The sequence below is a fragment of the Vibrio sp. B4-6 genome, assembly GCF_963888245.1.
Taxonomy (GTDB): domain Bacteria; phylum Pseudomonadota; class Gammaproteobacteria; order Enterobacterales; family Vibrionaceae; genus Vibrio; species Vibrio anguillarum.
Genome location: NZ_CAWPIM010000020.1, coordinates 1 through 15,839 on the forward strand (window position 1 = coordinate 1; position 15,839 = coordinate 15,839).

Annotated in this window: 17 protein-coding genes and 1 pseudogene; 3 read left to right on the forward strand and 15 right to left on the reverse strand. The window is 43.4% G+C overall.

Annotation, left to right across the window (positions count from 1 at the left end):
• Positions 1-456: 456 nt before the first annotated feature.
• The 7 genes from AACV20_RS06635 to dusA all read right to left on the reverse strand — a co-directional run bounded on the left by AACV20_RS06635 (position 457) and on the right by dusA (position 7,440).
• Positions 457-1,209 (reverse strand): phosphoadenylyl-sulfate reductase, encoded by a 753-nt coding sequence (locus AACV20_RS06635; protein ID WP_017049157.1) that lies wholly within the window; start codon positions 1,207-1,209, stop codon positions 457-459.
• A complete protein-coding gene (cysI, locus tag AACV20_RS06640) occupies positions 1,202-2,935 on the reverse strand; it encodes an assimilatory sulfite reductase (NADPH) hemoprotein subunit (RefSeq protein ID WP_017049158.1) in 1,734 nt (577 codons plus the stop codon). The genes AACV20_RS06635 and cysI overlap by 8 nt, the downstream gene beginning before the upstream one ends.
• On the reverse strand, positions 2,935-4,788 hold the full coding sequence (locus AACV20_RS06645) for an assimilatory sulfite reductase (NADPH) flavoprotein subunit (protein WP_170908025.1): 1,854 nt from the start codon (positions 4,786-4,788) through the stop codon (positions 2,935-2,937). Before AACV20_RS06645 ends, cysI begins: the two co-directional genes overlap by 1 nt.
• A gap of 96 nt (positions 4,789-4,884) precedes the next feature.
• On the reverse strand, positions 4,885-5,115 hold the full coding sequence (locus AACV20_RS06650; RefSeq protein WP_038149123.1) for a hypothetical protein: 231 nt from the start codon (positions 5,113-5,115) through the stop codon (positions 4,885-4,887).
• Between the two features lie 166 nt (positions 5,116-5,281).
• Positions 5,282-5,938 (reverse strand): TIGR04219 family outer membrane beta-barrel protein, encoded by a 657-nt coding sequence (locus AACV20_RS06655; protein ID WP_017049160.1) that lies wholly within the window; start codon positions 5,936-5,938, stop codon positions 5,282-5,284.
• Between the two features lie 99 nt (positions 5,939-6,037).
• Entirely contained in the window at positions 6,038-6,247 is a 210-nt protein-coding gene (pspG, locus tag AACV20_RS06660; RefSeq protein WP_026027454.1) for an envelope stress response protein PspG, read from the reverse strand.
• 212 nt (positions 6,248-6,459) lie between these two features.
• Positions 6,460-7,440, reverse strand: a complete 981-nt coding sequence (dusA, locus tag AACV20_RS06665) for a tRNA dihydrouridine(20/20a) synthase DusA (RefSeq protein WP_170908026.1) — start codon at positions 7,438-7,440, stop codon at positions 6,460-6,462.
• A gap of 251 nt (positions 7,441-7,691) precedes the next feature.
• Here dusA and zur point away from each other — a divergent pair, with 251 nt between their 5' ends.
• Together zur and AACV20_RS06675 are read left to right on the forward strand one after the other, a co-directional pair.
• A complete protein-coding gene (gene zur / locus AACV20_RS06670) occupies positions 7,692-8,150 on the forward strand; it encodes a zinc uptake transcriptional repressor Zur (protein ID WP_170908027.1) in 459 nt (152 codons plus the stop codon).
• Between the two features lie 18 nt (positions 8,151-8,168).
• A complete protein-coding gene (locus tag AACV20_RS06675) occupies positions 8,169-8,630 on the forward strand; it encodes a chemotaxis protein CheX (protein ID WP_017043302.1) in 462 nt (153 codons plus the stop codon).
• Positions 8,631-8,725: 95 nt separating this feature from the next.
• Here the strand turns inward: AACV20_RS06675 and pgi are convergent, their stop codons facing one another.
• The 3 genes from pgi to AACV20_RS06690 all read right to left on the reverse strand — a co-directional run bounded on the left by pgi (position 8,726) and on the right by AACV20_RS06690 (position 13,093).
• Entirely contained in the window at positions 8,726-10,378 is a 1,653-nt protein-coding gene (gene pgi, locus AACV20_RS06680) for a glucose-6-phosphate isomerase (protein ID WP_029388348.1), read from the reverse strand.
• Between the two features lie 221 nt (positions 10,379-10,599).
• On the reverse strand, positions 10,600-11,673 hold the full coding sequence (alr, locus tag AACV20_RS06685) for an alanine racemase (RefSeq protein ID WP_197056815.1): 1,074 nt from the start codon (positions 11,671-11,673) through the stop codon (positions 10,600-10,602).
• A 13-nt stretch (positions 11,674-11,686) separates the two neighbouring features.
• Positions 11,687-13,093 carry a replicative DNA helicase gene (locus AACV20_RS06690; protein WP_013857915.1) on the reverse strand — a complete coding sequence of 469 codons (1,407 nt, stop codon included), beginning with the start codon at positions 13,091-13,093 and terminating at the stop codon, positions 11,687-11,689.
• 174 nt (positions 13,094-13,267) lie between these two features.
• On the opposite strand from AACV20_RS06690, the gene AACV20_RS06695 reads away from it, so the two are divergent.
• Complete coding sequence (locus AACV20_RS06695; protein WP_013857916.1) at positions 13,268-14,032, forward strand: DUF481 domain-containing protein; 765 nt, start codon at positions 13,268-13,270, stop codon at positions 14,030-14,032.
• Between the two features lie 64 nt (positions 14,033-14,096).
• Here the strand turns inward: AACV20_RS06695 and rplI are convergent, their stop codons facing one another.
• The 5 genes and pseudogenes from rplI to tuf all read right to left on the reverse strand — a co-directional run.
• Entirely contained in the window at positions 14,097-14,546 is a 450-nt protein-coding gene (gene rplI, locus AACV20_RS06700; protein WP_013857917.1) for a 50S ribosomal protein L9, read from the reverse strand.
• Positions 14,547-14,579: 33 nt separating this feature from the next.
• Positions 14,580-14,807, reverse strand: coding sequence for a 30S ribosomal protein S18 (gene rpsR, locus AACV20_RS06705; protein ID WP_000090472.1), 228 nt, complete (start codon positions 14,805-14,807; stop codon positions 14,580-14,582).
• Positions 14,808-14,823: 16 nt separating this feature from the next.
• The gene (gene priB / locus AACV20_RS06710) at positions 14,824-15,126 is read right to left on the reverse strand and encodes a primosomal replication protein N (protein ID WP_026027846.1); all 303 of its coding nucleotides are present in this window, start codon (positions 15,124-15,126) and stop codon (positions 14,824-14,826) included.
• Between the two features lie 8 nt (positions 15,127-15,134).
• Positions 15,135-15,503, reverse strand: a complete 369-nt coding sequence (gene rpsF / locus AACV20_RS06715) for a 30S ribosomal protein S6 (RefSeq protein WP_013857919.1) — start codon at positions 15,501-15,503, stop codon at positions 15,135-15,137.
• 211 nt (positions 15,504-15,714) lie between these two features.
• Positions 15,715-15,839, reverse strand: a pseudogene (gene tuf / locus AACV20_RS06720) (elongation factor Tu); the annotation flags it as partial.

The following is a 15,839-nucleotide window of genomic DNA, read 5'->3' on the forward strand; positions in this document are numbered from 1 at the left end:
ACAGATTGATAGGTTTATATTGTTAAAGAGCGTTCTTCGCTGGGTTGCCGAGGCTTCCTTTGAAGAGGCGGCCATTCTAGCGAGATAATGAAAAGTGTCAAACACTTTTTTACATTATTTCGTCTTACCGATTTGACCTACTGATTGACTGCTCGTTGGGCTTGAACCCTTATTGGCTGTGCCGTGTCAGTGAGGTCGCATTATAGAGATCGTCGTCACGCTGGCAAGCGTTATTTTGTAAAAATTGCAAAAATAGCGCTTAATCACCAAATTACTGCTCAAAGCCTTATTTATTCAATTTTACTAAGATAAAGTAAACATGTTACCCACAGAGTTATACACATTAGCTGTAATTTTTATCTTTTCAAACGTAGAAAAAGCGCCTTCAGACGCTTTTTCCGTTTCACTCATTTCTTTTTTACACTATATAGAAGATTAAATACCTGCATCATCTCCTTAGTTATTCTCTTCATGAAGACCGCACTCTCTTTTTAAGCCGAAGAAACGCGTTTCTTCTTCATTCATTCCCGGTTCCCATTTACGAGTAGTATGAGTGTCACCAACTGAAAGGTAACCTTGCTCCCATAATGGATGATACGGCAGGTGATTTTCTTGCAGATAATAATGTACATCTTTATTTGTCCAATCAATCACAGGTAGGAATTTAAACACACCATTTTGAATCGCTACAATAGGTAATGTCGCCCGCGATTGTGATTGCTCTCGGCGTAGGCCAGAAAACCAAGTACCGATATTTAGTTCATCTAACGCTCTTCGCATCGGTTCTACTTTATTAAGGTGATTGTATTGTTCAATGCCAGTAACGCCTTGTTCCCAAAGTTTACCGTAACGCGCCTCCTGCCATGATGGACTTATCGTAGCGCTGAAGATATGCAGATTGAGATTTAGGTGCTCCGTGAGCTGGTCAATAAATTGATATGTTTCAGGAAACAAATAGCCAGTATCCGTCAATACCACTGGTATATCGCTTTTTACGCTAGAAACCAGATGCAGCATCAATGCGGCTTGAATGCCAAAGCTAGAAGAAAGCGCATGGGTTCCTTCTAGATTCTCAATCGCCCACATCACTCGCTGCTGCGCTGTTAACGTTTCGAGATAAGCATTTAATGGGGCAAGGTGTAACGTTTGCTCTACTTTAGTTAGCGCCAATAACTCGGACAATTTAGGAACTACTGGTACTTCAAGCATAGAAATCTCTCTTAGAGATGATCACCTCTTCGATAATTCCTGCGCGGATTGTGAAATCACCAAATCCTTCTCCTTCGAGACGCTCGCTAGCCCAGCGTCCTACCAACTCATCAATTTCTTGAAGAATTTGTACATCGGTAATGTTTTCTTTATACATTTTAGGCACACGAGTGCCCGCTCTATTGCCGCCAAGATGTAGGTTGTAGCGGCCGGGAGCTTTACCAACTAAACCAATTTCAGCCAACATGGCTCGGCCACATCCGTTCGGACAACCTGTGACACGTAAGATAATGTTTTCTTCTTTAGGTAACGCATGTTTTTGTAGGATCGTCTCTACATCCGTTACAAATTGAGGGAGGAAACGTTCCGCCTCAGCCATAGCTAATGGGCACGTAGGGAAAGAGACACACGCCATCGAATTTTTACGTTGCTCACTCACATTGTCATTGATCAAACCATGCTGACGCGCAATCTGCTCAATCGTGGCTTTTTGTAGAGCTGGTACTCCCGCTACGATGAGGTTTTGATTGGCCGTCATACGAAAATCACCTTGGTGGATTTTAGCAATTTCTGCCACACCACTCTTTAGCGGTTTATCAGGGAAATCGAGTAAACGACCATTTTCGATGAAAAGTGTTAAATGATGCTTACCATCGATGCCTTCAATCCACCCAATCCGATCACCACGTTCTGTGAGCTCGTAAGGGCGGCTGACCGCAAACTCAATACCAGCACGCTTTTCAACTTCGGCTTTGAACACATCGACGCCCACTCTATCGAGTGTGTATTTAGTTTTTGCATTTTTACGATTAGACCGGTTTCCCCAATCACGCTGAGTCGTAACCACAGCGGCGGCGACTTCTAAGGTTTTATCCAAAGGAATAAATCCGAAATCATCAGCACGACGCGGGTAAGTAGAAGTATCACCGTGCGTCATGGCTAGGCCGCCACCCACCAGCACATTAAAACCAACTAACCGACCTTGTTCGGCAATCGCAACAAAGTTTAAATCGTTGGCATGTACATCCACATCGTTTTGGGGCGGAATAACCACTGTCGTTTTGAACTTACGCGGTAAGTAGTTATTACCTAAAATCGGCTCTTCATCTGTAGTTTCTAGTTTTTCACCATCCAACCAAATTTCGGCATAAGCGCGCGTTTTAGGTAACAGATGCTCCGAAATCTTCTTCGCCCATTCGTAAGCTTCCTGATGCAGTTCAGACTCCACAGGATTGGACGTACACAGTACGTTACGGTTCACATCACCCGCTGTGGCAATCGAATCAATACCAATGCTGTTTAACGTTTGATGCATCAATTTAATGTTAGGCTTCAATACCCCGTGAAACTGAAAGGTTTGGCGAGTGGTTAAACGAATGCTGCCATATAGGCTGTGCTCAGTTGCAAATTTATCTATCGCTAGCCATTGTTTCGGTGTGATGATCCCGCCAGGCATGCGCGCACGTAACATCACATTGTGCAGAGGTTCTAACTTTTGTTTTGCACGTTCGTTACGAATATCGCGATCGTCTTGTTGATACATGCCATGAAAGCGAATCAACTGAAAGTTGTCAGCACTAAAGCCACCTGTGATGTGATCTTGCAGATCTTGCTCGATCGTCCCACGTAAAAAGTGACTTTCACGTTTCAAGCGCTCGTTATCTGACAATGGGCCTAGCTCTTGTCCTAATACTTCTTGATGATTAGATTGTTGTTTGGTGCTCATTAGTACACATCCCTTTGATAACGTTTTGCTTTGCGCAGATCGTTGATATATGTCTCTGCCTGTTCACGTGATAACCCACCTTGCTGCTGTGCAATAACAATTAGTGCATCATGCACATCTTTCGCCATGTGCGTTGCATCACCACAGACATAAAGATACGCACCGTTTTGAATCCATTGCCAGACCAGTTCGGATTGTTCAAGTAATCGATGCTGGACGTAGACTTTCTCATGCTGATCACGGCTAAACGCCACATCTAGACGACTCAGCACACCGGATTTCAGATATTTTTGCCACTCAACTTGATAGAGAAAATCTTGAGTAAATGTACGATCACCAAAAAACAGCCAGTTTTTTCCTTTTGCTTCACGGTTATCACGCTCTTGAATAAAGCTACGAAATGGCGCAATTCCGGTACCAGGACCAATCATGATAATAGGCACGTTATCATCTTGCGGTAGTTTGAAATTATTATTGTGTTCAATGAAAACCTTTACCTTATCGCCCTCTTCTAAGCGCTGGCCAAGGTAACTGGACGCCCCCCCAAAACGATGCTCATCTTGGTATGTATACTGAACAATGCTGACGGTAAGATGCACTTCATCTTCAACTTCGCTTTGACTTGATGCGATAGAATAAAGACGCGGCGTTAAACGACGTAATAAAGAGAGTAGCGCTTGGGCCGTCAGTTTAGTTTGCTTCTCTCGCAGTACATCAATCACTTGATGATGGCTCGCATACAATCTGAGCTTCTCTTTATCCTCCACCAGCTCAAGCAGTTTCGTACAACCAGATAACTCAGCAAACTTGGTCACCATCTGAGGATTTGCAGCCGTAATTTCATATTTATGCATTAAAGCACTATGGATGGATAAACTTTCGCCATCGACCTCAACACTTTCGACACCCGATAGCCCAGTCGCAGATAACACGGCATTGACCAACTCTGTATCGTTTTCATACCATACTCCAAGCGCATCCCCAGACTGATACGTTATACCTGACTCACCCAAGTCAATTTCAATGTGGTGCACCTCTTTTCCTGAATCTCGCCCAGTAATTTTTTGACTCGTCAGTAAAGTCGCACTGTAAGGATTTTGCTTATTGTATTGAGATAGATGACTCGTGGTTTGACTCACGGGTAATTGCACAACTTGCGCAGGCGTACTTGCAAAAGCTTCTTTTACCACTGCTAATGCTTTGGCTTTCCACTCGGCGGCTTGATGTTCGTAATCAACGTCGCAATCCACTCGTTCAATAAAACGTTTGGCACCAAGCTGCTCTAAAAATGCATCAAAATCTTTACCCGTTTGGCAGAAAAATTCATAACTGGAGTCACCTAAGCCAATCACACCATATTGCAAGTGAGGTAATTTCGGCGCTTTCTTGGATTGTAAAAATTCATGCAGCGCTAATGCATTGTCAGGAGCTTCGCCCTCGCCATTGGTCGATGCAACAAAAATAACATGCGTTTCTTTCGCAAGATCTTTGCCTTTGTAATCACTCGCATCGAATAATTGAACCGCGATACCGGCAGCCTGAGCTTCTCTTTCCAATCCTTCAGCAAGGCCTTTTGCATTGCCTGTTTGAGAAGCGAAAATAATGGTTAATTGAGTCGCAGGCTCCATTGATACTAAAGTGGCTGCTTGTGAACTGGAAGTAGAAATGCTTGATGCTTGAGACTGACTGAGGCCCCAAAAATATCCGCTAACCCAAGCAAGCTGCTGCGGGGACAGTTCTGAAATAGTACGCTGCAATCCGTTCAGTTGCGCGTCATTGAGTGGGCTAGCTAAACTGGTTAGCTCTTGGGGTATGGTATTTCCTGAAGACATGGTCACGACTTCCCTATTCATTGCGTGACAATAGATTAACCACTCTCTTTAATAACAAGAAAGAATAGATAAGTATGTTTTATAACTTTTTGGAAGTAGGCATTACGCTTAATTCTCTCATTTAGACTCGACTCGAACTTGCTTAAAACCCACCTCCATAGCCGATTTAGAGGCAAGATCCAGATCGGTATACTGGCATTCGTCACCCTGAGAATCGGTTAATAGCACGAACCCACCACGGCAATGCCGAAACTCGACTATCCAATGCCCTTCTTGGAAAGAAGGTTCAATAATGGCTTCGATAAGCTTGTTCTCACGATACAAGTCCCTTAACTCGGTAATCGTCATCACCACACCATTTTCACATTATTCACTCGTGAATTAAGCATGGTACATTTTGCTTATTCTGCTAAGAAATTGCGCAATAATATAATTGTCAGTTATAAAAAACGCCACCTTGTAGAGGTAGCGTTTTATGGAAAATGCATTTAGCGCGTAAGTATCGAATCGATACTTAAAATTGAAATTCAGCCCCCAAGAACCAACCATCAACAAAGACAAATGAGTTTTTCGTTTTTGGGTCAAGTTCGGTGAATTCAAGATCAATCACACGATAGCCGCCACGCAATGCGACATTGCCAGCACGAATAGGTATGGAATACTGCAAACCCGCAAGTACATCTGCGCTTTTAATTCCGCCACTATCACCAAAATCAAACTGCCCAATCACATCAACTTGGGTATTGGGAATTTTAATTGTGGCATAGGCATACCAGTTAAAAGTCGTCTTATCAAAACTGTACTTCAAGCTATCTGGTGCTTGATACTGAGAACCACTATATTGAGTGAATGTAACACCCGCATCGAACGACATTAACTGTCGCTCTAACAGATTGTAATACAAGGTATAGTCGTACTTATCAAAGGATGCATAATCCGCCTCAAGCGTAGTATAACGAATACTCGCATTGGGCAAATAAGGTAGCTGATGCTCAAAAGCAACGTGGATTGAAGGTGTCTTCACATCATCACGACGAGTATTGTCGATTTTAGTGCTGCCCCACCACATGTCAGCGCCAACTTCTCCACGATAAAATGATTCTGCTTGAACCGATGCGGTTGACATCATCATTGCTATACTGACCAACGCTAACCAAATTGGTTTATTCATCCCTATTGCTCCCTATTTATTCGCTACTAATGCATGTTCTTAATTGAACGCGATAGTAGCATATTCCTGAAGTGAGTTAACGTTTCGTTGACTGCCACATTAGCGAGGGGTGTACACCACATGACGGAAGAACCAGACCCCCAAAACAATCACAATGATCCAAGGTAGTAGCTTAAACATCACTCCAATCATGCCTAGTAATGCCAATACTATGAAGCCCATGACCGTCGCAATAAACACAGTCGCCAAAGTGATGCCTGTCGCCAATAAAGTTGCAATAAAAACCAATAAGAAAATAAGTTCAAACATGATGCTTTCCTCCGTTTCTCTTACCACTAGCAGATATCGAGCCAACTTGTTATCACCACCTCTGATTTCAAGTCAAGACCAAAAAAATCACAGTTTCTTGGCCAATCAAGCACTTGAAAAGCAATATTTATTTCAATAAAAAAGCTAAATAACACCGAGTCATTTAGCGCCTTTCTATTGTTGGTAAAAATCACCACTTAAGTTGGTAATTTTTACACATTCAACTCTTTCGGAATTTTTGCTAATGCCGCTTGCACGACTTCAATTCCCGCACCGGGCTTATGCGCATTCTCACTGATATAACGTCGCCATTGACGAGCACCTGGCATATTTTGGAACATACCTAACATATGGCGGGTAATATGACCAAGGTAAGACCCCTGAGCTAATTGACGTTCAATATAAGGAAACATCTCTTCAATAATTTGAGAACGTTTTTTAATCGGCGTATCCATGCCAAAAATGCTCTGATCCACTTCCGCCAACAAATAAGGGCTTTGATAAGCTTCCCGTCCAATCATTACGCCATCAAGATGCTGTAAATGCTCACTGACTTCAGCTAAGGTTTTGACACCGCCATTCACAGCAATGACTAAATGTGGGAAATCTTTTTTCAGCTGATATGCCCGTGAGTAATCTAACGGCGGTATTTCACGGTTCTCTTTTGGGCTCAAACCACTAAGCCACGCCTTACGCGCATGAATAGTAAACTGTTCACAGCCCCCTTTCTCTGATACCAATGAAATAAAATCAGTCAAAAATTCATAAGAATCCATGTCATCAATACCAATACGCGTCTTTACGGTTACCGGAATATCAACTACTGATTTCATCGCTGCAACGCAATCCGCCACCAGTTGCGGCTCTGCCATTAAACAAGCACCAAAACGACCATTCTGGACGCGATCAGACGGACAACCCACATTGAGGTTGATTTCATCGTACCCGTACTGCTGGGCAAGTTTGGCACAATGAGCAAGGTCTTGAGGATTCGAACCACCCAATTGTAACGCTACTGGGTGTTCCTCCTCGTTGTAAGCCAAGAAGTCCCCTTTACCATGAATGATCGCGCCTGTCGTAACCATCTCGGTGTACAGTAACGTTTGCGAGGACAGCAAACGATGAAAGTATCGGCAGTGGCGATCTGTCCAATCGAGCATGGGTGCTACTGATAGCCTACAAGGGTGAGTCATGATTTAGATATCCCAATTCAGTCAGTTTCAATGGCTAAACTTACAGCCAAAAACAAAGTTTGGCATTGTAATCGCTTCGAGTTTATAGCGCCAACAGTTCTTCTTCTGTATCGTTTTGCATCGATATAAGGTAATTTAAGTACTATTTTCGTTGCAAACAACGATCACATCGCTAACTAACTCCAGAAAATGTTGTAGGCTACAAGGCTATTAATCTGGAAATAGTATATTATTATTAAAGTCCAATGGTTATGGTGATTAATTTGGACCACAAGCTAACGAAACAAATAGAAGAACTATGCGCAGCGAGAGGAGTACGACTAACTTCTCAACGAAAGAGAGTGTTTGAACTGATTTGTTCAAGCAAAAAAGCATCCAGTGCTTATGAATTGCTTGAAGATTTAAAGCAAAGCGAGCCCCAAGCGAAACCACCAACGGTGTATCGTGCTCTGGACTTTTTGTTAGAACAAGGCTTTATTCATAGAGTGGAGTCAACAAATAGCTTTATTTCATGTTGCTCTTGTAATGCTAATAAGCATTTCTCACACCTATTAATTTGTGACAAATGTGGCAATGTTATTGAACTTCAAGATGATAGTCTGATAGCCTTGCTAGCAAGCAACGCTGAGAAACACGGTTTTAACATCGTTAATCACGTTATTGAATCTCATGGTGTTTGCCAAACGTGTTCCTCAAGTCTGAAAGTATAAAAACAGTAGAAGAAGGTTATGCGCGCTGAATTTGTAAACCCGTTTTTAGCTTCTTTAATGAACGTGTTAAAAACGATGGCTTCATTAGAGTTGAAGCCACAGAAACCTCGTGTAAAGAAAGATGAGATTGCCCGTGGTGATGTCTCTGGCTTGATTGGTATGGTTGGTAGTCAAAGCCGCGGTTCCATGTCTATTACTTTTGATGAAAGTCTAGCATTGGAAATCATGCAAAATATGTTAGGTGAACGCCCCAACGGTCTCAATGAAGAAGTGACAGATATGGTCGGCGAAATCACCAACATGGTGACAGGCGGAGCTAAACGTATTCTTGCCGAGAGTGGTTTTGACTTTGATATGGCAACTCCGGTTGTTGTCTCAGGAAAAGGCCACACGATTCGTCATAAATGCGAAGGTGCAATTATTATCATGCCGTTTACCTCTCAGTGGGGTAACGCTTTTATCGAAATCTGTTTCGAGTAAGCTCTTTCATTAAAGAAAAAAGGTTGATACCGTTAAGTATCAACCTTTTTTATTTGGATAAAACCTTACTCACATCCAAGTAAGGTTTTGACGCATTACGCTTTAAATGTCTTAAACGCGTTAATCAAACCATTGGTTGAGCTGTCGTGTGAACTCACTTGAGCATCGTCGGCTAACTCAGGCAGAATTTGGTTTGCTAACTGCTTACCAAGCTCAACGCCCCATTGATCGAAACTGAAGATATTCCAAATAACACCCTGTACGAAAATTTTATGCTCGTACATCGCAATCAGGTTGCCCAAAGTGCGTGGCGTGATCTGCTTAACTAAGATTGAGTTGGTTGGGCGGTTCCCTTCAAACACTTTAAATGGTGCTATTGCCGCCATTTCTTGTGCCGATTTACCCGCCGCTTTTAGCTCAGCTTCAACGGTTTGCTGCGTTTTTCCAAACGCTAACGCTTCTGTTTGAGCAAAAAAGTTCGACATCAATTTTTGGTGATGATCACCCGCTGGGTTATGGCTGAGCGCTGGCGCAATAAAATCACACGGGATCAATTTTGTTCCCTGGTGGATCAATTGATAAAAGGCGTGTTGACCATTAGTACCGGGCTCACCCCAAATGATTGGACCCGTTTGGTAAGTTACCGCTTGACCGTTACGATCTACGTATTTACCGTTTGATTCCATATTGCCCTGTTGGAAATAAGCGGCAAAGCGATGTAAGTATTGGTCATAAGGCAGAATCGCTTCTGATTCGGCGCCATGGAAGTTGTTATACCAAATACCAATCAAGGCTAGGATCACAGGAATATTTTGCTCAAAAGGTGTCGCCACAAAATGTTGATCCATCTCATGCGCGCCGGACAGCAGTTCCACAAAGTTGTCATAGCCTACAGCCAATACAATGGATAGACCAATCGCTGACCATAGTGAGTAGCGTCCACCGACCCAATCCCAAAATTCGAACATGTTGTCTGTATCAATACCAAACTCAGCGACTGATTTCGCATTAGTCGACAGCGCTGCAAAGTGTTTTGCAACATGAGTTTCATCGCCTGCTTCCGCTAAGAACCAATCACGAGCCGTATGTGCATTGGTCATGGTTTCTTGGGTAGTAAACGTCTTTGAAGCCACTAAAAATAGCGTGGTTTCTGGATTGACTTTTTTCAACGTTTCAACGATGTGTGTTCCATCAACGTTAGAAACGAAATGAAGATTAAGATGATTCTTATACGGCGCAAGTGCTTCTGTGACCATGTATGGGCCAAGGTCTGAACCACCAATACCAATGTTGACAATATCGGTAATCGCTTTACCAGTGTAACCTTTCCATTCACCAGAAATCACTCGTTCAGAAAACGATTTCATCTTCTCAAGTACCGCATTCACGGCTGGCATCACATCTTCACCATCAACCATGACCGGTGTGTTACTGCGGTTGCGTAACGCAGTGTGCAGTACGGCACGGCCTTCAGTTTGGTTGATCGCGCAGCCTTGCAGCATAGCGTCGATGGCTGACTTTAGTTCAGTCTCATTAGCCAGTGCTTGTAAATGTTGTAAGGTCTCTTCATTGATCAAATTTTTTGAGTAATCAACAAGAATATCTGAACCAAAACGAGTCGAGAATTTATCGAAACGTTGTGCATCTTGTGCAAAAAGCGATTTAAGGTCCATATCTTGCGCTGATTCAAAATGCGCAGTCAGTGCTTTCCAAGCGTTGGTTTGCGTTGGATTGATATTTTTCAACATGGTATCTATCCCGATGTGACAGTAGGTTTTATTCCTATCATTCCTAAACTCTGTTTCAAAATGATGGAATCCCCGATTGAGCAAAAAAAGAAAATGGTATCGACTGCCTATATTTGGAAGGCAACACGTCGTTATTCGTTTTGTGAGCGCCATTATGACGCAGCTTACCCGCTCTCATATTGAGTTAGGTCAGGTAAACCTAATGGGTGCATACTCTGGCTTTATTGATACGACATCTCAACACGAGAAGTGAGTTTCGTCACTAACTCGTAAGCGATCGTGCCGATGTGAGAGGCCACTTCTTCGGCTGGTAGCTCTTTTCCCCATAAAATAACCTCATCGCCCACCTTATCGCAGGCTTGTGGACCGAGATCGACCGTAAGCATATCCATTGAAACTCGCCCTGCAATCGGCACTTTACGCCCATTGACAACAACCGGAGTTCCATTGGGTGCAGTGCGAGGATAACCATCGCCATAGCCAATTGCGATAACACCAACCTTAGTGTCACGTAAGCTTGTCCAAGTGGCACCGTAGCCAACACTCTCTCCCGCTTTAACATCACGCACTGCGATCAAGTGAGATTTTAATGTCATTACAGGTTGATAGCCCAGCGCTTGCGCCGAGTTATCATCAAAAGGAGAAACGCCATACATAATAATACCTGGGCGAACCCACTCTAACTGGCTGTGCTTCCAAGCTAATAAACCAGCGGAGGCAGCAAGTGATCTTTCACCCTCATGACCTTTTGTCATTGCTAAAAATAGCTCAATTTGCTCAGAAGTCGTTGATTTATCGAGTTCATCGGCACAACCAAAATGACTCATATAACGCAATGGCTTCACTACGTTTTTACACGCTTGCAAACGTTCTAAAAAATCGGGGTATTGTTCTGGGCGCACACCTAAACGATGCATTCCGCTATCGATTTTCAACCAAACATTGACTGGGACATCTAATTGAGCCTGCTCTAAGGCGACTAACTGCTCCTCACAGTGAACAACGGTTTGAATGTTATTGGTCACCAATACAGCAAGATCCATCGGGGAATAAAAACCTTCAAGCAATAAGATAGGTTTTACCACACCGCTCGCTCTCAGTTGCAGCGCTTCTTCAATGCGAGCCACGCCAAATGCATCCGCGCCCAGTGCATGTTTCGCAACATGCCGAAGCCCATGACCATAACCATTTGCTTTGACCACCGCCATAATTTTACTGTTTGGTGCCTGCTGTTTTACTCGCTGTAGGTTGTGCTTTAACGCATCGAGATCGATGCAGGCGGTCGCCGCTTTCATGTAGCTCATCAAATTACTCATCGTCAAATGCAGGGCCTGCATAGTTGTCAAAACGAGAATACTGCCCTTGGAAGGTCAACCGTACAGAACCAATCGGGCCGTTACGTTGCTTACCTATAATAATCTCTGCGATACCCTTTAACGAACTATCAGGGTGATACACCTCGTCGCGATAGATGAACATGATCAAATCGGCATCTTGTTCTATCGAACCGGATTCACGCAAATCGGAGTTGACTGGGCGTTTATCGGCGCGCTGCTCCAACGAACGGTTAAGCTGCGATAAAGCCACCACGGGCACATTCAATTCTTTAGCCAGTGCTTTTAACGAGCGAGAGATCTCCGCAATTTCTAAAGTACGGTTATCCGATTGCGAAGGAACTCGCATCAACTGCAAGTAGTCAACCATGATGAGCGACAAGCCGCCATGCTCGCGCGCAATACGACGAGCTCTAGAACGAACCTCGGTAGGCGTTAGGCCTGAGCTATCATCTATGTACATATTTTTCTTTTCCATGAGAATACCCATGGTAGATGAAATTCGTGCCCAATCCTCATCATCCAACTGCCCAGTACGAATTTTGGTTTGATCAACGCGAGAAAGCGATGCCAACATACGCATCATGATTTGTTCAGCCGGCATCTCAAGAGAGAAGATAAGAACCGGTTTTTCTTGCTCCATGGCCGCGTTTTCACACAAGTTCATGGCAAACGTCGTTTTACCCATAGAAGGGCGAGCAGCCACAATGATCAAATCAGAACCTTGTAAACCAGCCGTTTTCTTATTGAGATCAGCAAACCCCGTATTCACGCCCGTTACGCCATCTTGTGGTGTTTTATACAGCAGTTCGATACGCTCTAAAGTTCTTTCTAAAATCGAATCAACATTCTGCGGGCCTTCATTTTCGCTGGTACGCTCCTCAGCAATGGCGAACACTTTACTTTCAGCCAGATCGAGCAAATCTTCCGAACTGCGCCCTTGCGGATCATAACCTGCATCCGCAATCTCATTGGCAACACCGATAAGGTTACGCACCAACGCTCGTTCCGCTACGATTTCAGCATAAGCATTAATATTAGCCGCACTGGGCGTATTTTTCGCCAAGTCTGCTAAATAGGCAAAACCGCCGACATCTTCCAACTGTTCGCGACGCTCAAGATACTCAGATAATGTAATAAGATCGAGCGGCTTACTGGCTTCCAAAATCGATTTAGCTGCATCAAAAATTAAACGATGCGCACGGCTATAGAAGTCTTTGCTGACCACACGCTCAGCCACCGTATCCCAACGTTCGTTATCCAATAGCAAGCCTCCAATCACTGATTGCTCAGCTTCGATCGAATGTGGAGGAACTTTAATTGCGTCGACTTGTGCGTCAAACGGTTTACGATTTCGTTGATCTGTTCGTGGTGCAGCCATGACTTCGCTCAATACTATCTAATGACCGACCATTATAGCCAGAATAGATCATTTGTAATTATGTAAACGAAACTTTGTGTTTATCTCGTAGAGAATTAACCTCATGCTGACCAAACAGAACCGCCCTACACCTACTATTTCGCCCACTATTTTTATTCACTTTAGGGGTGCTTCGTGTCCAAAATTTGGTTTCTTAGTTTTAGCCTGTTCGCGATGAGTGCAGCTTATGCTAATGAGGATCTTAAAAACGATACGGAAATCGAAGTTCCTTCTCCTTGGAATAGCCAAGTCGAATTGGGTTACCAAGCCCACTCAGGTAATACTGATTCAGAGTCATTGAATTCACGAGTCAAGACAGAATACATAACAGGTCGCCATCGAACCAATGGTGAGTGGAAATTGTATCGTCTTGATAAAAATGGAAAAGAGAATAAGCGGCAGGCAAACTATTCGTTGCAAAGTGACTATAAGTTAGCTTCAAAAGCCTATCTATACGCAAACTTTAACGGTGTTGATTCGAAATACAGCGCCTATTTCAAAGACTACACGCTATCTGGTGGAATGGGTTACCAATTGATGAATACCGACATATTGCTATTAGAGATTGAAATAGGGCCCGGTTTTCGTTACCAAAAACCCAATCTAGATGAGATATCAAGTACAGATATTGTATTTGCAAATACAGTCGAAGAAGTCATATTTCGTGGTAACTTAAAAGGTGTTTGGGCAACTTTCGATAATTTAACCATCTCCTCTGAACTGACTCTTGTCGCAGGAGAAAGTAACATCAGAACCGATAGCGAACTCATTTTAACCAATCACATTACTGATTCGATTGCGTTGAAAGTGAACTTGTCTCGCCAATACCACGATAAGGTTCCAGCAGGACTAAGTAAAGCCGATAGCGTTACTTCATTTAGTTTACAGTTTCGTTTTTAGGTAGTTTGAAGATAAAAAAAACACCAGCCAAGGCTGGTGTTTTCAATTCATCCGAAGACTGAAATTACTCAGCAACGATTTGAATTTTCGCAGTTGCAAACACTTCTGAGTGAAGTTGGATGCTCACTTCGAAAGAACCTACGTTACGTAGAGCACCTTCAGGTAGACGAACTTCGCTCTTAGATACTGCAACACCTGCCGCTGTAATAGCGTCAGCGATATCACGAGTACCAATAGAACCAAATAGTTTACCTTCATCGCCCGCTTTAGAAGTAATAACAACAGCTTCAAGAGCGTTAACTTGTTCAGCACGAGCTTGAGATGCAACAAGTTGCTCAGCAACTTTAGCTTCAAGTTCAGCACGACGAGTTTCAAACATTTCAACGTTAGATTTAGTTGCCATTACAGCCTTACCTTGTGGGATAAGGAAGTTACGAGCATAACCAGATTTCACGCTTACAGTGTCGCCAAGGCTGCCTAGGTTACCGATTTTATCAAGTAGAATAACTTGCATTGATTAATCCTCTTTCTTAATAAACGGTGCCAATTACTGATGTTTATCAGTGTATGGCAATAGAGCTAGGTAGCGAGAACGCTTGATTGCACGAGCTAGCTGACGTTGGTATTTAGCGCTAGTACCAGTGATACGGCTAGGTACGATTTTACCAGCTTCAGTTATGTAGTTTTTAAGAGTTGCTACATCTTTGTAATCAATCTCTTGTACGCCTTCTGCAGTGAAACGGCAGAATTTACGACGACGGAAGAAACGAGCCATGGGCTATCTCCTGATCTTAAATTTGAGTAATGTGGTCGGCATGTAGCACCAATTTACCTACGCCATTATGGCTAGTTTGGTAAGCGACAAAGCCACTTACGGTTATGGTGCTGCCTTGTACTAAGTGTTGAGTGAGATTCGTTGACCTTTGCCCACTGACGACTACCGGCATACGACAATAGACTTGTCTCGGTAAATCAGCTTCTATCACTGTTGAGCGATGTTCAAGCCAGAAACGGCAATGTTCAATACCCGCAGGACTTTGGCTTCGAATGGGAGGTTTTGCGACAGTGCCACTCAACTCCATCCGATTGGTCATCAAGTCAATTACTCAGCGTCTGCATCGAAACGAGTTTCATCACGCTTAGAACGCTCTTCTTTAGCTTTCAGCATGATTGATGGCTCGGTGATAGCAGCTTTAGTACGCATGATCATGTTACGTAGAACTGCATCGTTAAAACGGAAAGCAGTTTCTAGCTCATCAATCACAGCTTGGTCAGCTTCAACGTTCATAAGAACGTAGTGAGCTTTGTGAAGCTTGTTGATTGGGTAAGCCATTTGACGACGACCCCAATCTTCTAAACGGTGGATAGTACCGCCAGTTTCAGTGATAGAACCAGTGTAACGCTCGATCATGCCAGCAACTTGCTCGCTTTGATCTGGGTGCACCATGAATACGATTTCATAATGACGCATCGGTTGCTCCTTACGGATTATTCAGCTTCCAGGTTTGGCTCGGTCGTCCATAGGAAGCAAGGAACGAAAAAAAAAGACCGAGAATTAAGGACGGCAAATAGTACAGAAACGAAGCAGGATTAGCAAGGGAAATGTACTAAGGGTCACATCAAACAAAAAGGGAAGCCTAAGCTTCCCTTTTTAATGCAGTGTGTGCATAAATTATCGAAAATTAAGCGATAACTTTAGCAACAACACCAGCACCTACTGTACGACCGCCTTCACGGATCGCGAAACGTAGACCTTCATCCATCGCGATTGGAGCGATTAGCTCTACAACCATTTGGATGTTGTCAC